Genomic DNA, 19,855 nt, shown 5'->3' on the forward strand with positions numbered 1-19,855 from the left:
TTAGAAACCTCTTCGGCGCACGCCACCTGTTACTCCACGCATGTTATAAGTAAAACTTAGCATAAAATAGCGGGCAAGTGTATTGACCTGTTCGGTGGAAACGAAGTTTTGAGTAGCATATTGAGTAATTCCCCGATTTTGATTAAACAGATCATACGCTGATAAACGAACTTCCCCTTTTTTGTCTTTCAGAATAATTTTATAGACCGATAAATTCAATATTGGCTGCGTTTGGTTAAAACCGAAGCGATCATTCACAAAGGTATTAAGGTTGAATCGGCTGGAAAAATACATTTCGGCAGGCAATTTCACATTCATTTCGGCCCCATAGCTACTGTTCACAATCTTCTGATTCTGAGTTGTATTGAGCGAGTAGCGAGTATTTGAAAAATTCCAGTTGGCGTTGGTATAGAGCGTAAACTTGTCGCTTGGCGTCAGGTCAAGTCGCAGGCCAACATTATACCGGTCGGTATTGGTCGTATTCAGAATTTCATTGACATAAATCAGGTTTTTATTGAAGCCAATCGACGAGTTAATATTAAGTGTACTCTTAGTCTTGACTAATGGGAATCCATAATTGATGTACGAACCCAGGTTTGTTCCACCCGAAATATTAACCGGCCGGGTAGTTGTTATCAAGTCCTGACTAACGGTTTGGTTGTACACAATTTGGTTTAAATAGTATGCGTAGTACACATTAATGAAAAACTGTGTAAAGTTTCCGGGATTAAACATACTCAGTCCGGCACTTACATTATGATTGGCCTGTGGCTGCAAATCAGGATTTCCTTCCCGGATGTACAGCGGATTGCTATTATCAATAATCGGTTGCAAATCCCGAATGGGCGGCTCATCTACGTTCAGGTTATAGTTCATAAACAGATACTTATTATTCTTCATCGAATAATTAAGGCTCGCACTTGGCGTCCAGCGCGTAAACTGCCGATCTACCCGACCGATTTCGGGCGTGGTCTGATCTTGCGAGAACTGTCCCTTCAAATCAAAATAAACCCGGGCCAATCCGGCGCTGAGGTTGAATCCTTTGTAGGAGTAGCGCATGCTGCTTCCAAATCGATTGTAAACGAAATCGTTGGTATAGTATCGACTCAAAAAAGTATTACGAATTTGGGCTTCCTGTGATATGTCAAACACGTCGCGATCTACCTCATCCTGACGCAGGCTAAAATTGGCGAAGGTTTCCCAAAAGAATTTTTTACCTAAGGGTTCTATATACAAAGCACTTGCTTTAAACTGCGTCCGCAGACTCACCGTTTGATTATCCTGATTTATGACTGCGGTAGAATCACCTTCTTCTCTAAAAAACTCATTAACAGAACGTTGCGTGGCATCGCCATCCGAATTATTAATGTTGTAGCCAACACTAACGGCAAAGTTCCTGCCTTTTTTCTGGAATTTATGACGGAAAATAGCCGTATTCCCCATCGAGAACGAATTGAATCTGTTGTTGTTATTAATATTTGAGCGTGTTGACAGGTTGTTTTCACCCCGATAAAACTCTTGCAAACTGTTGTAACGCGAACTTCCACGGCCAAAACGAGCGTTGCTGATCACAATGATCGTATTGAGTGAGTCGAGTGTATGTTCAAAACGGATTCCTCCCCGATGATTCATGTTCAGGTTGGAGCGAGTGTTGTTGTCCGAGGTTTGAAAGGTTCCGGAACTAAGAAAATTTTCCCGGTTCGACAACACATCAAGCGTCTGATCGGTTTGGTTGTAGAAGTAATTGGAGCTGAATTTGGTTTTCTTGGTGTCGTAATTATAGTTGGCACCACCTGCCCAGTTTTTGGTAAACCCCCGGTCACGGCTGCTGCGCCCGGCCTGAATCGTCAGGCTTTCCTGATCGTCATCAAATGAAACAAACCGAACTCCGCCCCCACTGCTAAACCCAAAGTCGCCATCGTCGCCCCAATTAAACGACTGACTTCCCCGAAAATCCTGATAATCGTCCCACGAAAGTCCGCTTTGATTCGTATTGTTTCCAAAACCAACAATGGCAAATTGCTGCTTATCATTGAAGCGGTTATAATTCACTTTCCCTTCTACCCGGTTGTCCGTTCCGGCGCCAACTGTTGCTTTGCCAAAGCCACCTTTTTTATGACTGTCTTTGAGTTCAAGGTTCAGGGTTTTTTCCTGTTTCCCATCTTCTACCCCCGTAATGCGCGCCTGTTCAGATTTGCCATTAAACACCTGCACCTTAGAAATTGCTTCCGCAGGTAGATTTTTAGTTGCCATTTTTGGGTCATCCCCAAAAAAACGCTTACCGTCTACGGTCACGCGCTTAACTTCCTGCCCCTGCGAACGAATCGTGCCGTCCTGCTCAATTTGCATACCCGGAAGTCTCCGAAGTAAATCTTCTACTGTGCTTCCCGGCGGCACTTTAAACGAACCGGCGTTGTACTCCACCGTATCGCCGCGAATGCTGAGCGGTGCACGGGCAGCTTTAATTACCACCTCAAACAGATCCTGATTTAACATTTTTAACTGAATCTGCCCCAAATCAACTACCGCCTCTTCGCCGGGTTGTACCTGCTGTTCATAGGGCAAATAACCAACGTAGGAAATTTTTAGCAGATAGGAAGCACGCTTGACATTTTTGAATTCAAGCTCGCCCTGTTCGTTGGTTCGGCCAAAGTTGACCAATGCTGAATCCTGCGGTGTAAGCAACATGACAGTTGCTGACGGTAGCAAGGTTCCGGAAGAGTCAATGACAGTTCCTTTAATTGTAAATCGGCCAGGCGTTTGGGCCTGCGTGAGCAGGCTCATGAACACAAGAAAAAACGGAAGTAAGATTTTTTTCAAAGGGGTAGGAAGTTGGTGGAGTGAAAAGTTTATGAAGTTGGGTTTTGTACAAGGTCTTATTATATGGCAAAAGGTTGCAAGGATTGAGAATTATTTTTCAAATATAACTAATAGTTTAGTTATACAAAGCAATTTATGTGTAAAAAAGTAACTTAGTAAACCTGACAAGCCCATTCACGCAGTTAGGTCTTGATCAAATGAGGTAGTTTTTAAGCATAAATATAATAAACTATATATTAAATTAAACTATATATAGATTTATTTTATCAAATAAAAAATCCGGAATTGGGTCCCCCAATTCCGGATTCAAAAAAATTTAAGACAAAAAGAGGACTGCTACCAGCGAATCAGGGCAGAACCCCAGGTAAATCCACTTCCGAAAGCAGCCAAACAAACCAAATCATCCTCCTTAATTTTATCAGCCTCCCAGGCCTCACAAAGCGCAATCGGAATAGAGGCCGCCGTTGTATTGCCATACTTTTGAATATTATTCCAAACCTGATCGTCCCGAAGTCCTAGTTTTGTCTGCACAAACTGACTGATCCGAAGATTGGCCTGATGCGGAATAAACATGTCGATGTCAGTGGTTGAAAGGCCGGTTTTCTGTAATGCCTCTCCTATTACCTGCGGAAATTTTTGAATTGCAGTTTTAAATACGAGTTGGCCTTCCATATTTGGATAAATATTTCCGCGTTCAATCAATTCAGGATAGATAAAAATCTCTCCGTACTGCTCGTCAGGATACCCAAAATTTTCTTTGCCCAAGTGATACCCGCCGTGGCTGCCCGGATTAATCATCGCGAGTTGCTCAGCATGCGTCCCGTCCGAGTGAAGATGCGTAGTCAGAATCCCCTGCCCTTCTTTTTCAGTTGGTTGTAACACAACGGCTCCCGCTCCATCGCCAAAAATTACGGTTACATTTCGTCCTTTGGTGGTAAATTCCAAACCCATCGAGTGCATTTCTGATCCTACGAGCAGGATATTTTTGTACATCCCGGTTTTGATAAATTGGTCAGCAATCGAAAGTCCGTAAACAAATCCTGAACACTGATTCCGAATATCGAGCGCTCCGATTTCGGTGCTGGTAATTCCTAATTCGCGCTGCAACAAAACACCACAACCCGGAAAGTAATAGTCCGGACTGAGGGTGGCGAAAATGATAAAATCGACATCTTCTTTTTTAATTCCGGCCCGCTCAATGGCAATTTCAGAAGCCCGTGCGGCCATTGTTGTGGTGGTCTCTTCATGTTTGCGCGCGTAATGCCGCTCCTGAATTCCGGTGCGTTCCTGAATCCATTCGTCGGAGGTTTCCATTACCTGCGTCAAATCGTTGTTGGTAACCACTGCTTCGGGAATATATTTACCGATCCCGGCTATTTTTGTATGTAGTAACATATTGAACTGGTTTTTAAAAGTCAGATTTGCTCGTTTCGTGGGTCTTTGCTTCATTTGGGGATCAAATGTCCTACATACATCCCAATTATACAATAGGATATTACTTTATTACAATTTATTTTTTTACCCATTTCTATTTTGACAAGAATCGGATTACTATCAGATACCCACGGCTTTTTGGATGAAGCTATATTCGAGCATTTCGCTACCTGCGACGAACTTTGGCATGCCGGGGATGTGGGTAGCACCCGCATCCTGGATCAGCTGGAAGCCTTCAAACCCCTAAGGGTAGTATTTGGAAATATTGACAATCAAGCCGTTAGAATAAGATCAGTGGAGAATCTGCATTTTGAACTGGAAGGATTTCGAATCTGGATGACGCATATTGGTGGAGCTCCTCCGGGCTACAACCCGCAGGTACGGCCCGAGTTGCGTGCGAATCCACCCCATCTTTTTGTTTGCGGGCACTCCCACATTTTGCGGGTTATTCGCGATCCAAAACTACATAATATGCTGTACATAAACCCCGGAGCGGCTGGTAAAGAAGGATTTCACAACGTTCGTACGCTACTCCGGTTCGTTCTGCACGAAGGAAAAATCAGTGAAATGGAAGTTGTTGAACTTGGTAAGCGTGGAGCTTTAAACTAAAAAATGCAGGAAGGCCCGGCACAAGTACGGAGTATCTTCCTGCATTTCATAAATCTTACGGGAGCGTTATCTTTTCAATCTTTTTTTCTTTACACAAAGCATTAAACGTTGTTACATCCTGTGAAAGCAACGTTTTCATTTCCGTTTGCAGCACGCTCCATTCTTTATTAAGTTCGGCAATGCGCTCTTTTTGTCCGTTGGTTACACCCGGAGTATTGGTATCGAGCTCGCCACGAACAAAAATATAATCTGCACTCAGTCGATTCTGAAAGTTAATTACATCATCGTTGGCTTCCGATTTATTTTGAACCAGTTTTTCTTCCCAGGTCTTTATTTTTCCAGAAAGGGATTTACCCATTTCCACTACGGGTTTCAGTTCGGCCTTGTCTTTCACTAGTGCGGTTAATTCGTCAATCTGTCGCTTCACTTTGCGCATATTAAGGATGCTTTCGTGAATTTCTTTCACTTTATTTTCAACTTCGGTTAGCGTAAGTTGCTGCTCCTGATACGCTTCGGGAGACGCGTCAATGCGCGGATCGGACAAAATTTGAAAACTTACTTCTCTTTTTTCTTTACCAAAAGTAAAACGGGCAACATATGACCCCGGCGCCATTTTGCGCCCTTCATAACTTCCTTCAATAAAAACTTTGGGCACGCCCGGCAATGTTTCCGCCCGCATATCCCACACAAACCGATTTAATCCGGCCTTTTTCGGCAACACGTCATCCGGCGAAGGACCGCCGGGAAAACTGACAAAATCGGCATCTTCTTTACTGCTGTATGACCGAATCACCTTTTTCTGCGCATCCAGCACATCCAACGTTAACACTGCGGCGGTGTCCATTTTTGCAGGAAGTTGGTAATAAAAAACAACGCCCGTGGCGGGGTTGTCGCCCGACGAGCCGCTCTTTCCAGTACCAATTCCTTCATTTTCAGAATTTTCTACCTTGTCCAGCGCACTCCTTCCTGAGACCCGATACGCATTTTCAGGCGTTTATACCCACATACTATCGGGTTTAACGCTGGAATTATATGATTGAATCGGTGTCAAATCATCCAAAATCCAAAGTGAACGGCCCATCGTTGCAGCAATGAGGTCACCTTGATGTACTTTGAGGTCGGTAATGGGGGTAACAGGCAAATTCAATTGAAAAGGATACCATTTTTCACCGCCTGTATAAGAAATATACAAACCCGTTTCGGTTCCGGCATAGAGCAAGTTTTTTGTCTTGTCGTCTTCCCGAACTACCCGGGTATAAGCTCCTTCGGGAATTCCGTTGACAATATTCGTCCAGGATTGACCGTAATTTGTAGTTTTATATAGAGAAGGTTTATAATCATTCATTTTGTACCCTGTCGTAGCGATATAGGCAGTGGCGGGGTCGTGCGGCGAGACCTCAATGGAATTGATCAATTTTTCTTCCAGACCAGCAGGTGTTACATTTTTCCAGCTTTTACCTCCGTCGCGGGTTAGGTGCACCAACCCATCGTCGCTTCCGGCCCACAGTACTCCGGCTTCATGTGGCGATTCTAACAGGTAAGAAATCGTCGCATAATTTTCACCTCCTGCGCCTTCGTTGGTGTAAGGTACTCCGCCGAGTCCAAGTTTAGTCGAATCAGCCCGTGTCAAATCAGGCGAAATTTTTGTCCAGCTTTTCCCCAAATCCGTAGTTTTGAAAACGACGTTGGCCGCATGAAAAAACGCTTTTTCGTTTTTTGAATAAATAATTGGTGCATTCCAATTAAACCGATACTTCATTTCTTTGGCTTTAAGCGCCTGATACTGAATAGGCGAAACCATCACCCCCCGACCTTCTTTATTCTGTAAATCCAGCAACTCGATTGTACCTTGATAGCTACCTCCCATCACGTACCGGGGTGCGTCCGGATCAAAAGCCAGAAAAGCACTTTCGCCACCTGCGGAAGTTTCCCATTCCCGATCTGTGATTCCGCTCCCGGCAGTGTTGCGACTTGCAATCATCACCGACGAGTTATCCTGTTGCCCCGTGTAAATGCGATACGGAAAGCGATTGTCAACATTTATCCGGTAAAATTGCGCTGTTGGCATACCATTTTGGTACGAAAATGTTTCTCCCTGATTGAAACTCACGGCCGCACCTCCGTCATTGCCGACCACCAAATTTTTGGCATTTGCAGGGTTAATCCATAAATCATGGTAATCGCCATGGGTTCCGCCAAAAACCCTGCTAAACGTTTTTCCACCATCAATCGATTTCAACGCTGGCGAGTTTAACACATACACAGTATTCTCGTTGGTTGGGTCAACAAAAATTTCGGTATAGTACCAGGCCCGCTGTACCGTACGGTGATCCTTGCTCACTCTCGTCCAGGTTTTGCCTGCATTGTCAGAGCGAAATACTCCACCCATCTCTTTTTCGCTATCCGATTCTATCACTGCAAACACGCGCTCAGGGTTTGACCGTGAAACTGCAATTCCCATTTTGCCCATTTCTTTGGGCAATCCCGTTTCCATTTTCTGCCAGGTTTCACCCCCATCTACTGACTTATACAAGCCGCTACCTTTGCCGCCACTCACCATTTGCCAGGGCAACCGGCGATGATCCCACATGGCAGCGTAGAGAATTCGGGGGTTGGTCAGATCCATGCTGAGGTCGGAGCAACCGGTATTATCGTCCACAAACAGCACTTTTTTCCAGGATTTTCCGCCATCTGACGTTTTGTAAATTCCCCGCTCAGCAGACGGTCCGTGTAAGGCTCCCTGCGCGGCTACGTATATCAAATCAGGATTGGAGGGATGGATCCGAACCGCAGAGATTTGCCGGGTCATTTCCAACCCAAGGTGCAACCACGTTTTGCCTGCATCCGTCGATTTATATACGCCATCGCCATAGCTCGTCATAACGCCCCTTGGCGCGTGCTCTCCCATACCGGCCACAACTACATTAGGATCTGACTCGGCCACGGCTACCGCACCAACGGAGCCCGTTTTAAAATAGCCATCCGACACAGGAAACCACGAAACGCCTGCATCGGAGGTTTTCCATAGCCCGCCGCCTGTGGTACCCATGTAGTAGGTCAGAGGATCGGAGTTGACACCCGATACCGCCACCGACCGCCCACCCCGAAAGGGCCCAATGGATCGCCATTTAACTGCTTTGAATAGTTTGGAATAGTTTACAGTAGCTGTGGCAGGTTGTTCAGCCTGTAATTGCCTACTTTTTTTCTGTGCAGTAGTAATTTGTACTACCAACACAAGGAGAATCATAAGAAGAGTTCTTTGCATAAAAATCATAGTAGATTATTGATAAAATTCCGGGTAAACAAATCTAGACTTAAAACCGCACGATGCCGAGTTTGAGGCAGGTTAAATTTTCAATAATTTTCTCAATAAAATAGACGGTAACGTATGGAGATACTATGAAAAAACGTACATTTAGAGGAAAATAACCTTATACCACAATGGATATCTATGTAGGCAGCCTTCCCTATAAAATGAAGGAGGCGGAATTGAAAGAAATTTTTGAAAAGTACGGGGAAGTAGTTTCGGCAAAAATTATTATCGACAAGATAACCCGGCAAAGTAAAGGGTTTGGTTTTGTAGAAATGCCCAATGCTGACGAAGCCAAGGATGCTATCTCAAAATTGAATGGTCAGGAAGTAAACGGACGAAGCCTGATTGTCAATGAATCGCAAAAAACTGAACGCCCATCCGGACCTCGTCCGGGAGGCGGAGGTGGATACAGTGGCTCAGGCAGTAGCGGTGGAAGCAGCGGCGGCGGTGGATATAGCGGCGGCGGAAACAGTGGTGGTGGCGGTGGGTACCGTTCCGGCAATGACTCGCCACGAGGCGGAGGCTCTGGCGGAGGCTCAGGACGCCCTTTCACAAAATACAACGACAAATCTTCTGATAAAAAATGGGATCGTTCGTCCCGTGATCAGGATCGTCGTGGTGGCGGTGGCTCCAAAAAAAGAGACTGGAATAGCGATTTTGACTGATTTTTTCAGAATAAAATCTACCTATAAATTTTAACTGATCGTTAGGCAAAGGTGTTTAAACCATCGCCTGACGGTCAGTTTTTTTATTGGATTTACAGCAGCAAATTATCTTCATACCACTTTTTTAGCACTTCATTTTGCCCAAAATCCCATCTTTACCACATAATTTATTTGAACTATTGGCCTGATAATTAGTCATTTAATCAAAACAATTTCCCATGAAACGAATTTTAAGAATAATTGCCGGACTTGGTGTGCTTCTGCTGATAATTGGAGCGGTCGCTTTTTTTGTTTTGAACGAACCACTGCCCAAAGGCAGGCCGGGCCCGGAGGCGGAAGCTTTGGCCATAAAAATGCAGGAGGCCGTTGGTGCCGAAGCGCTTGAAGAAAAAACCGGTGTTTTGAGCTGGACCTTCGCCAACAAGAATCATTACGTATGGGATCCCAAACGCAGTTTGGTACAGGTAGCATGGGGCGACACCCGCGTTCTGCTCAACCTGTCCGATTGGCCAAAAGGCAAAGCGTTTGAAAAGGAAGTTGAAGTAACGGATGAACGCCTCGACGTTTTAAGAGGTAAAGCTTATCAATATTTTGTAAACGATTCTTTCTGGCTTGTGGCACCTACAAAAACTTTTGATGAGGGGGTTGAACGGGCAGTCGTTGTCCAACCGGACGGAAGCAAGGCTTTACTGGTTACGTACAGCAGCGGTGGAGTTACTCCCGGAGATTCATACCTGTGGCATCTTGACGCCGACGGACTCCCGGTTTCGTATCAAATGTGGGTGTCAATCATTCCGATTGGTGGCCTGAAAGCTACCTGGGAAAACTGGATTACGCTAGAGACCGGCTTGAAAGTGCCAACAAAACATCAGCTCGGCCCATTAACTATTCCAATTACCGATGCAAAATCAGGGATTGTTTATTCGGAAATAGGTTTGGATAAAGATCCTTTTGAATTGATTTTGTAAGCAACTATTACTAGAACATAACCCGCAGGACCTTCTTTTCGTCCTGCCGGTTTATTTCAACATTCGTCGTTTGTCCTTTTTCAAAAGTACCCAACGCCTTCATGTAATCCTGAATATTCGCAATTGTTAACTCGCCCATTTTCAACACGATGTCTCCTGCTTTCATACCCGCCAAATCTGCCGGACGATCTTTGGTCACTCCGTCAATTTTAAGCCCTTTTCCAGTAAAACTATAATCTGGAATGACCCCCAGGGTAACTTTAAAGGTTTGTTGCGTGGCCTGCGCATGCGGATTCCCCGCAGTTGTAAATGATGGCACTATTTTCTTTGCATCCAATTCATCAACCAAACCAACGATCGTTTGCAATACTGTCAAAATTCCCCGTGCATTAATTTTGTCCGCATCGTCTGACGGTTTGTGGTAGTCTGAATGCACACCGGTAAAAAAGAAAAGTACCGGTTTTTCTTTCAAATAAAACGAAGTATGATCCGAAGGACCAATTCCCGAAGAATCGACGTTATATTTTAGGTTACTGTTTCTGGCAATTCCCGGCAACAAATCCCCCCAACTTGGGCTTGTTCCCCACCCACCAATCGTTAGCCCTTTTTCCTCGTCCAATCGTCCAATCATGTCCATGTTGATCATAAAGGCCATCGACTCGACTGGAATTTCGGATTTAGATACAAAAAATTTGGAACCCAAAAGACCTAATTCTTCTCCTGAAAAAGCTACGAACAAAAAGTTGAAGCCTTCTTTTATGTTGTTGGTAGCATAGTACCGGGCCAGTTCGATCAAGCCTGCGGTACCGGAAGCATTGTCATCAGCACCATTATGAATCATTTCGCGACTATCCGGCGACAACGAACCAGATTGGTAGCCTTTCCCTAAATGGTCAAAGTGCGCACCAATAACAATAGTTTTTTCAGCCTGATTGTCCAAAAATCCCACCACATTTCGGGCGGTTACCTGATGCGGAATACTTTCAACCGAAATTGTTACGCCAAAAGGTTGAAAAAAACTACCTTCATAGCCTTTGGGTTCAAGACCTGCCTGTAAGAATGAACTGGCAATATAATTAGCCGCCCGGATTTCCCCCAATGTGCCTGTGCCCCGGCCTTCGAGCGAATCTGACGCCAGAAACCGTACATGCGTCTGAATTTCTTTCAGGTCCAGCTTTTGAGAAAAGCCCGGATGATACACAGCCATTCCGGCCAGGGCTAGTAAACTTTTGTAGGTAAATTTCATAAGAATGGGGTATAATTAGTGGATAGAATCCCGTATTTCTTCCAGAAAGCTGCGAATTCGCGTCAAACGATGGATTACATTTTGGGCCATTTCGCGGTGATTGAGCTGCTGCCGGGTAGCCTTGATAGAACGCCCCTGCGTTTCGCGCTGATACATAATTTTACGAATTACCTCAATGTCACTTTCGGTATAGCGCCTCCGATTGCGGGAATCGCGCTTAGGACACAGGTGCGGAAATTTCTTTTCCCAAAATCGCAGTGCCGACGGCTGACACCCCAGCAATTCGGCCACTTCATTGGTATCGTAGTATAATTTTGTGTTGTTGTCCATGGTCTTTTGGCTTTATTCAAAAATACGATGCATTTTTTAACTAAGGCGCATGCGTTCCAAAGAATCTGTAATTTCGTTACCTTTGCGGAAATTTTTATCACAGGTTTTTTCTCCGGAAAAATCAACAAATAATACGCAGTCAGCATTCAGCCCAACGCTAACACTCTATAAGCTAACCACCTACACATGACCTCGCATCAGATTCGTCAGGCTTTTCTTGATTTTTTTAAGAGTAAAGAACACCTCATCGTTCCTTCGGCTCCGCTTGTTGCCAAAAATGACCCGACCCTTATGTTCAATAATTCGGGAATGGCGCAGTTTAAGGATTTTTTTCTGGGAAATGGCACCCCTCCTTCCCGCCGAATTGCCGATACCCAAAAATGCCTGCGCGTAAGTGGCAAGCACAACGACCTCGAAGACGTTGGATTTGATACCTATCATCACACGATGTTTGAGATGTTGGGCAATTGGTCTTTTGGCGATTATTTTAAAAAAGAAGCCATTCACTGGGCCTGGGAACTACTTACGGAGGTTTATAAACTCCCCAAGGATCGTTTGTATGTATCTGTTTTTGAAGGAGATAGCACTGACAACGTTCCGTTCGATCAGGAAGCATGGGATTTGTGGAAACCGATTGTGGGTGAAGACCGGATTATTCTTGGAAATAAAAAAGATAATTTTTGGGAAATGGGCGATACCGGCCCCTGCGGGCCCTGCTCAGAAATACATATAGACATTCGCCCTGCCGCCGACGTTGCAGCTGTGCCCGGCAAATCGCTCGTCAATCAGGATCACCCGCAGGTTGTTGAAATCTGGAACCTGGTTTTCATGCAGTTTGAGCGAAAAGCCGATAGCTCCCTGATTCCACTTCCTGCTACGCATGTCGATACCGGCATGGGTTTTGAGCGTTTGTGTATGGCTATTCAGGGAAAAATGTCCAATTATGACACGGATGTTTTCCAAAATACCATTCAGGTAATTGAGCAGATTTCGGGCAAAACATACGGTACTGAGCGTATGCCTGACATTGCGATGCGGGTAATTTCGGACCACCTGCGGGCGGTTGCTTTTACGATTGCTGACGGACAACTTCCTTCCAATGTACGGGCCGGCTATGTGATTCGTCGCATTTTGCGCCGGGCTATTCGGTACGGATATTCGTACCTTAACTTGACCGAACCCTTTATCAATCGCCTTGTGGGTCCTTTGGCCCAACAGTTTCAGGATGTTTTTCCAGAACTCAAAGCTCAGGAAGAATTTGTGACGAAGGTAATTTTGGAAGAAGAAAAAAGCTTCCTGCGTACACTCGAATCGGGCCTGAAACGCCTGGATTTAATGACTGCTCAGGTTTCAGCGAATGGCCACACGACTATTCCCGGTGATGAGGTTTTTGAACTGAGCGATACCTTTGGTTTTCCCATGGACCTCACGGCCCTCATTGCTCGTGAAAAAGGATTGACAATTGATGAGGCTGGCTTTCAGAAAGCCCTTGCCGAACAAAAAGCGCGATCCCGCTCCGATGCTGCCAAGGAAGCAAGCGACTGGATAGAACTCATTGACAATGAAGGAATTCCGGTAGAGTTTTTGGGCTACGATTTCAACGAAACTCATAGCCACATACTTAAATATCGCAAAGTAAAAACCAAAGGCGGGGACGAATATCATATTGTGCTGGATCGCACGCCTTTTTATGCCGAAATGGGCGGACAGGTGGGAGACACCGGAAGTCTGGAAATTGAGGTTGACGGAAAGCCGTTGCTTATTTCTGTTGCTGATACCCGTCGTGAAAATGATTTGACGGTCCATATTTCTACGGATAAAAACCTTGATTCAGCTTTACAATCAGCTAGCACAGTAACTGCCCGTATAAATATCGAACGTCGCCATAAAATTATGGCCAATCACACGGCCACACACCTGATGCTTTCGGCGATGCGGCAGGTGTTGGGCTCGCACGTAAGCCAAAAAGGTTCTTTCCTGAACGATGAAATTTTGCGTTTTGATTTTGCCCATTTTTCCAAAGTAACGGATCAGGAATTACGTAAAATTGAAGATATCGTCAATGAAAAAATCAGAGAGAATATTACCCGGGATATAAAAACCAATGTGCCCATTCAGGAAGCAATTGCGATGGGCGCAACGGCTACGTTTGGCGAAAAATATGGCGATTTTGTACGTGTCGTTACGTTTGATCCCGCCTATTCGCTGGAACTTTGCGGGGGTACACACATTCCGTCAACAGGTGAAATCGGCCTGTTCAAGTTTGTTTCGGAAGGCTCTGTTTCGGCAGGTGTACGCCGTGTCGAAGCTATTACAGGTGAAGTAGCTTTGGCCCGAATGCGCGAACAGGAGCAAACGCTTGCCCAACTGAAAGAGCTCTTGAAAGGTCCAAAAGATCTGGTGAAAGCCCTCGAAATGCTGTTGGAAGAACGAACTGCGCTTACCAAAAAAGTGGAAACGCTGGAAAATGAAAAAGTACAACAACTAAAAGCGACGTTGCTGGAAAAAATTCAACCCGCGGGCGAAATGAATCTTTTGATTGAGGAAGTGGAAGTTCCCAATGCCGATGCACTGAAACAGCTGGCGTACGAACTAAAAACGCAGGTGGATCAGCTAGTGGCCGTGTTTGGCGCAACAATTAACGGAAAACCTCAGCTTGCCGTGTACATTGCGGAAAATCTGGTAAAAGAAAAAAATCTAAATGCCGGACAAATCGTGAAAGAACTGGCGCGCGAAATTAAAGGCGGCGGCGGCGGACAGCCGTTTTTCGCCACTGCTGGCGGCTCTGAGCCAAATGGAATGGCCGCTGCACTGGAAAAAGCCCGAACGATGTTTTTGTAAGATCGTTCAGTACTTTTCCTATCAGGAAAGTTGATTGTAGTAAATTTCCATTGAAAACGCCCTGTACATGACCTGTACGGGGCGTTTTTATTGTCTACCCAATATTTAAGTACTTAAAAATCACAAGGTTCAGCCAAAAATTCATCAAACTGCTGTTTCGTAACTCCGGTATAAAAGGTTGGACAGGACTTATAGAAAGCTTCGAGCGTTTTTTTATACGCCTCGCATGTGGTCTTACTTGGATTAGTCCCAAAAGTATTTGCAGCTTCCAAAACCTTCTCGGCATTCATCCCACAGTTTTCAGGACTTGGATCTGTATCTTTTTTGCCACAATTGGAAAATGTCACTAATCCGGTAAAGGCTAATAGAACGGTGGTTTTTTTGAAGAGTTTTTTCATGAGTTTTCGTTTTTTTATTCAAAAGTAGCCTGACTATCAGGTGAGTCCTACCGTAGTTTTACGCTATTGATTAAATGGTTGCCTCCATTGAGTAATCGGAACATTCTGTGTTATGAAATGAGCGTTTCACTGAGTGCTAATTTTGTGTAGAAAAAACGCTACATGAATTTTCTGTTAAATCATCTCATTTTCTGCAATGAACTTAGGATCAATACTTTTTTTGATGCGCACGCATCTCAGTTTCGCTGGAACAGGAATTGTACTATTTCTGTAAAATGCATTTCGGCATTTTATAAAGTAATAAAACCAAAGTTTAACTACTATGAAAAAGTACTTCCTTGGAATGGCACTCCTCAGCGCCTCATTTTTTGCTCAGGCCCAGGAAAACGTATCCATCGGACCTATCGTCGGCGTAACATTTGCGAACCTGCGTGGGGATATTGTCAACAATGACTGGAAAGCCGGACCTACGTTGGGCGGGTTTTACAATTATAGTTCAGAGAACAGATTCGGTTTCAGCGGACAGGTGTTGTACACGCAGCTAGGTGCTCAGGTAAGTAATAAAACCAACGAAATCAATCTGCACTATGTACAGGTTCCGTTGCTGCTTACGTACTTTTTGGGGCAGGGGGGCATTCGTCCAAAATTGTTTATCGGGCCAACGGCAAATTTCCTGGCGGCCGCTCGTGATAAAGATGGCGAAAACATCAATGGACCTTCAAGCAATCGTGTGTACCGAACGGTAGATATTGGCGTTACGGCGGGTATTGGGCTGAATTACCGAATCCAAAACAAAGTTTGGCTCAATGCCGATGTACGTTACGGTGCCGGACTTATTGATATTTCGCGGAATTCGTCCAACACCCTACACAACCACAACGTAGGTATCAATTTAGGGGTAAGCTTTCCATTCGGAACGTATAATTCCAGAAGTGGTACATTGAATCCCCGGTAAAGAAGATTTTTCATATATCGCAACACCAAAAAAAGGAGCCTTCGTGGGCTCCTTTTTTAATGTGTGTTAGAGCCGATAAAGTATTATTTGGCCAGGTAAAGCTGCCTGATACGGCATTCTGATGCAAAGCCGTATCTTTGTAGATTCCTGCCACAGCATGTGCTGTCAGCTACCGAATTATGTTCTTTTATGAAGTTTGAAGATTACTCCCTGGCGTTTGAGATAAAGAAAAATCTGGCCAAAATGGGCTTTAACCGGCCAACCGATATACAATTCAAATCAATTCCACCGATTTTGAAAGGAGAAGATGTGCTGGCAATTGCTCAAACGGGTACGGGCAAAACGGCTGCGTTCGCAATTCCGGTCATCAGCCTGCTGCACGAACGTAAGCAACACAACCGCGCCGACGGCATCAAGTGTATTGTCATGGTACCCACGCGTGAATTGGCCCTGCAAATTACCGAGGTTTTTGATATGATTTCCCGGCATACCCGCGTCAAAACGCTTTGTATCTTTGGTGGAGTAGATCAAACTCCGCAGATTTCCAAGCTTGACAGCGGCGTTGATATTCTTATAGCCACGCCTGGCCGAATGTTCGATCTGATCAGTCAGGGGCATGTGCATGTCAATCGGGTAGAAATTTTGATTTTGGATGAAGCCGATCAAATGCTGGATTTAGGATTCATCAAAGATATTGAAGATCTGATTCGTCGATTGCCCAAGAAAAGACAAACGCTCTTTTTTTCGGCAACGATTAATGAAAAAATAAAAAAACTAGCGTATTCCATCGTCAATCGGGCAATTCGGATTCAGATTGCGCCAAAAGACCGGGTTTCAAAAAACATTACGCATTCGGTAGCGCGTATTGAAATGGATGACAAACGTTTTTTTCTTGAACGAATAATTCAGGAAAATCCAGAGAAAAAAATCCTGGTATTCGTCCGTACCAAAGTACGCGCTGAACGGGTCTCAGCCGCACTCGTTCGGATGGAAATACCAAATCAAACCATTCATGGCGATAAAGAACAGGCTGACCGGATGCAGGTTTTGCAAGAATTCAAAAAAGGCACCAATAAAGTGCTGATAGCCACTGATGTAAGTGCCCGGGGGATTGATATTCCGGAGGTAGATTTTGTGGTCAATTATGACCTGCCCGAAGAAGCCGAAAAGTATGTTCACCGCGTAGGGCGTACCGGGCGAGGCACGCACAAAGGCCGGGCGATTTCGTTTTGCAGTACCGAAGAGCAAGCGCTACTTGACGAAATAGAGGCATTTCTGGAACATCCGGTTGATGTGTTGGATATTAAAAAAGGTGATTATCACCAAACGATCGACCTGACCAAAGACACTGCAACTTTTGACCTCAAATCGCTGCTTAATGAAGTGGAGGAATTTGAAATCAGGAAAAAGAAAAAAGGAAAGAAAAAGTAGAAAGCCAGTCGGGATGAATTTTCAAACTATCTCTTTCATCCAAAACTTTTGACGCATGTATCTGCTGCTTATTTCTTTGATTCTGAGCTTTTTTAGCTCGCCCATTGCTGAACGTATTTCCCTTTTTGATGGAAAGACATTTACAGGTTGGGAGGGAGACGTTGGTCGTACCTGGCAAATAAAGGATGGCGCACTTACCGGAGGCTCGCTTACGGAAACGGTTGCTCACAATGAATTTTTAACCACTACCCGCACCTACAAGGATTTCACCCTCGACCTGGAATTCAAACTCGTTGGCACAGGCTTTGTAAATGCCGGTGTACAATTTCGTTCCAGGCGAGCCACCGATCCCGCCTACGAAATGATTGGTTATCAGGCAGATTTGGGAAAAGGTTACTGGGGTTGTCTCTACGACGAATCCCGACGTAACAAAGTTTTGGCCTATGCCGATTCCACTGCTTTACAGGCAGTTTTGAAAAAAGAAGACTGGAATACCTATAAAATTTCGTGTAAAGGAAATCATATTCAGCTGTGGATCAACGGCCTGCAAACCGTGAATTACAAAGAACCCGACTCAACGATTGTTCAGTCGGGTTTGATTGGGCTGCAAATTCATGGCGGCGGAAAAGCCTTGGTGCAGTACCGCAACCTGTTTATAGAAGAACATTGATCAACTCAGCTTCATGCTCAGTGCAATTCGTTTGCGAGCAATGTCGATCTCGGTTACTTTTACTTTAACGACCTGCTGCAATTTTACCACTTCATTCGGATCTTTTATAAATCGATTGGCCATTTGCGATACATGCACAAGGCCATCCTGTTTCACACCCACATCCACAAACGCACCAAATGCGGTTATATTTGTAACAATTCCTGATAGTATCATCCCCTCACGAAGGTCCTCAACCGTCCGGATCGTACTGTCAAATTCAAAAGTTTCCCGTTCGGTACGAGGGTCGCGGGAAGGTTTTTCGAGTTCTTTCAAAATATCCTGTAAGGTAGGTAAGCCAACCGAACCATCGACGTAACGATTCAACTGTATCTGTTTTCTAAGTTCCTGTTTTTGCATCAGATCAGGCACAGTCGTTCCCAAATCAAGGGCCATTTTTTCTACCAAAGGATACCGTTCCGGGTGAACAGCGCTGTTGTCCAATGGATTTTTCCCTTCCTGAATACGCAAAAAGCCAGCGGCTTGTTCGTAGGCTTTGCCACCCAACCGGGGCACTTTCAAGAGTTGATCACGAGTAGCAAATCCACCGATTTTGGTTCGATACTCCACAATATTCTGTGCAAGCGCCGGACCAAGTCCCGACACATAGCGAAGCAAATGTTTACTTGCTGTGTTCAGATTTACCCCAACAGCATTTACACAGCTTTCTACAACACCATCCAATGCATTTTTGAGGGCTGATTGCTCCACATCGTGCTGATATTGCCCTACGCCAATGGATTTTGGGTCAATCTTGACGAGTTCAGCTAAGGGGTCGGCCAATCGCCGGCCAATGGAAATTGCCCCGCGAACGGTAACATCTTTATCGGGAAATTCTTCGCGAGCGACATCCGACGCTGAGTAAATAGAAGCCCCTTGCTCGCTGACCATAAACAGACGAATTTCTTTTTCTTTGCCTTGCGACATCAATACTTTTTTAACAAAGTCTTCGGTTTCACGTCCTGCCGTTCCGTTACCCACCGCAATCGCCTCTATCTTCCATTTTTCAATCAATAAACGCAGATTGGCTTCTGCCTCCACCGCTTTATTAAACGGATAAATAACGGCATCGGCCCGCAGATTGCCATGTTCATCAAGTACCACTACCTTGCAGCCCGTGCGGTAGCCGGGATCAATAGCCAAAACTCTTTTTTGGCCCAAAGGTGCAGCCAACAGCAACTGACGGAGGTTTTCGGCAAAAATCCGGATGGCATAGGTATCTGCTTTTTCCCGGGCAAGATTCCCGAATTCGGTTTCGATGGCTGGTTTGAGCAGGCGCTTGTAGCTATCTTTTACGGCCAGTTCCAACTGATTTTTACCGGCTGTTGGGCCCACTACAAACTGCCGCGAAAGCATTCCGAGCGCCTGTTCTTCTTCAGGACTGATGGAAACGCTCAAAAAACCTTCGTCTTCTCCCCGCCGAATGGCCAACAGCCGATGCGAAGGAATTTTTGAAAGCGGCTCTTCATAGTCAAAGTAGTCACGGTACTTTGCGCCTTCTTCTTCTTTTTTCTTTTTTACCTTGGCAGAAATGACCGCTCCCCGTTCAAAAAGCGTCCGAATACGTCCGCGGGCATCCTGATTTTCACTAATCCACTCGGCAATAATGTCTCTCGCTCCCTGCAACGCAGCCTCAATTGTAGGTACTTCCTTGTTCAAAAACGCCTGCGCTTTACGTTCCGGCATCGCTTCCTGTCCTTTAAAAAGAGCGGTCGCCAAAGGTTCCAGTCCCCGTTCTATGGCCAGAATCGCCCGAGTCTTACGCTTTTGTTTGTAGGGTAGGTACAAATCTTCCAACTCTACCAAACTAAAAACAGACTCGATTTTCTTTCGAAGTTCCGGCGTCAATTTCCCCTGTTCTTCAATCGATTTAAGAATGGCCTCGCGGCGTTTTTCTACATCCAGCTGTTTCTGATAATGCTCCTTAATGGCACCAATTTCAACTTCGTCCAGCCCTCCTGTGGCTTCTTTTCGGTAGCGGGCAATGAAGGGTAATGTGGCACCACCTTCAAAAAGTTCAATTGTATTTTTTACCTGATGTTCTGAAATTCCCGTCAGACGGGAAATAATGGAAAAATTCATTGGGTACTCACTAAATTGTTATTGTTCACTTATACTTTTAAAAATTGACAAAAG

General features: G+C 45.0%; 15 protein-coding genes. 7 read left to right on the forward strand and 8 right to left on the reverse strand.

Annotated features, from left to right (window positions below; genetic code table 11):
* Together EZE20_RS12930 and EZE20_RS12935 are read right to left on the reverse strand one after the other, a co-directional pair.
* A complete protein-coding gene (locus EZE20_RS12930; protein WP_317129171.1) occupies nucleotides 1-2,820 on the reverse strand; it encodes a TonB-dependent receptor domain-containing protein in 2,820 nt (939 codons plus the stop codon).
* A 336-nt stretch (nucleotides 2,821-3,156) separates the two neighbouring features.
* Nucleotides 3,157-4,215, reverse strand: coding sequence for a 3-oxoacyl-ACP synthase III family protein (locus tag EZE20_RS12935; RefSeq protein ID WP_132118251.1), 1,059 nt, complete (start codon nucleotides 4,213-4,215; stop codon nucleotides 3,157-3,159).
* 138 nt (nucleotides 4,216-4,353) lie between these two features.
* Between EZE20_RS12935 and EZE20_RS12940 the strand changes: the two genes are divergently transcribed.
* Nucleotides 4,354-4,863, forward strand: coding sequence for a metallophosphoesterase family protein (locus EZE20_RS12940; RefSeq protein WP_132118253.1), 510 nt, complete (start codon nucleotides 4,354-4,356; stop codon nucleotides 4,861-4,863).
* Between the two features lie 55 nt (nucleotides 4,864-4,918).
* Here the strand turns inward: EZE20_RS12940 and EZE20_RS24385 are convergent, their stop codons facing one another.
* Together EZE20_RS24385 and EZE20_RS12945 are read right to left on the reverse strand one after the other, a co-directional pair.
* Nucleotides 4,919-5,707 (reverse strand): hypothetical protein, encoded by a 789-nt coding sequence (locus tag EZE20_RS24385; RefSeq protein WP_228713721.1) that lies wholly within the window; start codon nucleotides 5,705-5,707, stop codon nucleotides 4,919-4,921.
* A 150-nt stretch (nucleotides 5,708-5,857) separates the two neighbouring features.
* Entirely contained in the window at nucleotides 5,858-8,128 is a 2,271-nt protein-coding gene (locus tag EZE20_RS12945) for a WD40/YVTN/BNR-like repeat-containing protein (protein ID WP_228713723.1), read from the reverse strand.
* Nucleotides 8,129-8,304: 176 nt separating this feature from the next.
* On the opposite strand from EZE20_RS12945, the gene EZE20_RS12950 reads away from it, so the two are divergent.
* Together EZE20_RS12950 and EZE20_RS12955 are read left to right on the forward strand one after the other, a co-directional pair.
* Nucleotides 8,305-8,841 carry an RNA recognition motif domain-containing protein gene (locus EZE20_RS12950; protein WP_132118255.1) on the forward strand — a complete coding sequence of 179 codons (537 nt, stop codon included), beginning with the start codon at nucleotides 8,305-8,307 and terminating at the stop codon, nucleotides 8,839-8,841.
* A 218-nt stretch (nucleotides 8,842-9,059) separates the two neighbouring features.
* Nucleotides 9,060-9,809 (forward strand): hypothetical protein, encoded by a 750-nt coding sequence (locus tag EZE20_RS12955; protein WP_132118257.1) that lies wholly within the window; start codon nucleotides 9,060-9,062, stop codon nucleotides 9,807-9,809.
* Between the two features lie 10 nt (nucleotides 9,810-9,819).
* Here EZE20_RS12955 and EZE20_RS12960 read toward each other — a convergent pair whose 3' ends face one another.
* Together EZE20_RS12960 and EZE20_RS12965 are read right to left on the reverse strand one after the other, a co-directional pair.
* Nucleotides 9,820-11,055, reverse strand: a complete 1,236-nt coding sequence (locus EZE20_RS12960; protein WP_132118259.1) for a M28 family peptidase — start codon at nucleotides 11,053-11,055, stop codon at nucleotides 9,820-9,822.
* A 15-nt stretch (nucleotides 11,056-11,070) separates the two neighbouring features.
* The gene (locus tag EZE20_RS12965) at nucleotides 11,071-11,385 is read right to left on the reverse strand and encodes a MerR family transcriptional regulator (RefSeq protein ID WP_132118261.1); all 315 of its coding nucleotides are present in this window, start codon (nucleotides 11,383-11,385) and stop codon (nucleotides 11,071-11,073) included.
* Between the two features lie 186 nt (nucleotides 11,386-11,571).
* Between EZE20_RS12965 and alaS the strand changes: the two genes are divergently transcribed.
* Nucleotides 11,572-14,226 (forward strand): alanine--tRNA ligase, encoded by a 2,655-nt coding sequence (gene alaS, locus EZE20_RS12970; protein WP_132118263.1) that lies wholly within the window; start codon nucleotides 11,572-11,574, stop codon nucleotides 14,224-14,226.
* Nucleotides 14,227-14,339: 113 nt separating this feature from the next.
* On the opposite strand, the gene EZE20_RS12975 is transcribed toward alaS, so the two are convergent.
* The gene (locus EZE20_RS12975) at nucleotides 14,340-14,624 is read right to left on the reverse strand and encodes a hypothetical protein (protein WP_132118265.1); all 285 of its coding nucleotides are present in this window, start codon (nucleotides 14,622-14,624) and stop codon (nucleotides 14,340-14,342) included.
* Between the two features lie 322 nt (nucleotides 14,625-14,946).
* Here EZE20_RS12975 and EZE20_RS12980 point away from each other — a divergent pair, with 322 nt between their 5' ends.
* From EZE20_RS12980 to EZE20_RS12990, 3 genes are all read left to right on the forward strand, one after another.
* Nucleotides 14,947-15,579 carry a porin family protein gene (locus EZE20_RS12980; RefSeq protein ID WP_132118267.1) on the forward strand — a complete coding sequence of 211 codons (633 nt, stop codon included), beginning with the start codon at nucleotides 14,947-14,949 and terminating at the stop codon, nucleotides 15,577-15,579.
* A gap of 189 nt (nucleotides 15,580-15,768) precedes the next feature.
* The gene (locus EZE20_RS12985; RefSeq protein WP_132118269.1) at nucleotides 15,769-17,010 is read left to right on the forward strand and encodes a DEAD/DEAH box helicase; all 1,242 of its coding nucleotides are present in this window, start codon (nucleotides 15,769-15,771) and stop codon (nucleotides 17,008-17,010) included.
* A gap of 55 nt (nucleotides 17,011-17,065) precedes the next feature.
* Nucleotides 17,066-17,680, forward strand: coding sequence for a 3-keto-disaccharide hydrolase (locus EZE20_RS12990; protein ID WP_132118271.1), 615 nt, complete (start codon nucleotides 17,066-17,068; stop codon nucleotides 17,678-17,680).
* Here EZE20_RS12990 and EZE20_RS12995 read toward each other — a convergent pair whose 3' ends face one another.
* The gene (locus EZE20_RS12995; RefSeq protein WP_132118273.1) at nucleotides 17,681-19,801 is read right to left on the reverse strand and encodes a Tex family protein; all 2,121 of its coding nucleotides are present in this window, start codon (nucleotides 19,799-19,801) and stop codon (nucleotides 17,681-17,683) included.
* Nucleotides 19,802-19,855: the final 54 nt, after the last annotated feature.

The sequence above is a fragment of the Arundinibacter roseus genome, from assembly GCF_004348825.1.
Classification (GTDB): domain Bacteria; phylum Bacteroidota; class Bacteroidia; order Cytophagales; family Spirosomataceae; genus Arundinibacter; species Arundinibacter roseus.

Coding starts and splice junctions, on each gene's coding strand:
- EZE20_RS12935 (WP_132118251.1), bottom strand. CDS start 4,215: ATGTTACTACATACAAAAATAGCCGGGATCGGTAAATATATTCCCGAA.
- EZE20_RS24385 (WP_228713721.1), bottom strand. CDS start 5,707: ATGGACACCGCCGCAGTGTTAACGTTGGATGTGCTGGATGCGCAGAAA.
- EZE20_RS12945 (WP_228713723.1), bottom strand. CDS start 8,128: ATGCAAAGAACTCTTCTTATGATTCTCCTTGTGTTGGTAGTACAAATT.
- EZE20_RS12950 (WP_132118255.1), top strand. CDS start 8,305: ATGGATATCTATGTAGGCAGCCTTCCCTATAAAATGAAGGAGGCGGAA.
- EZE20_RS12955 (WP_132118257.1), top strand. CDS start 9,060: ATGAAACGAATTTTAAGAATAATTGCCGGACTTGGTGTGCTTCTGCTG.
- EZE20_RS12960 (WP_132118259.1), bottom strand. CDS start 11,055: ATGAAATTTACCTACAAAAGTTTACTAGCCCTGGCCGGAATGGCTGTG.
- EZE20_RS12965 (WP_132118261.1), bottom strand. CDS start 11,385: ATGGACAACAACACAAAATTATACTACGATACCAATGAAGTGGCCGAA.
- alaS (WP_132118263.1), top strand. CDS start 11,572: ATGACCTCGCATCAGATTCGTCAGGCTTTTCTTGATTTTTTTAAGAGT.
- EZE20_RS12975 (WP_132118265.1), bottom strand. CDS start 14,624: ATGAAAAAACTCTTCAAAAAAACCACCGTTCTATTAGCCTTTACCGGA.
- EZE20_RS12980 (WP_132118267.1), top strand. CDS start 14,947: ATGAAAAAGTACTTCCTTGGAATGGCACTCCTCAGCGCCTCATTTTTT.
- EZE20_RS12985 (WP_132118269.1), top strand. CDS start 15,769: ATGAAGTTTGAAGATTACTCCCTGGCGTTTGAGATAAAGAAAAATCTG.
- EZE20_RS12990 (WP_132118271.1), top strand. CDS start 17,066: ATGTATCTGCTGCTTATTTCTTTGATTCTGAGCTTTTTTAGCTCGCCC.
- EZE20_RS12995 (WP_132118273.1), bottom strand. CDS start 19,801: ATGAATTTTTCCATTATTTCCCGTCTGACGGGAATTTCAGAACATCAG.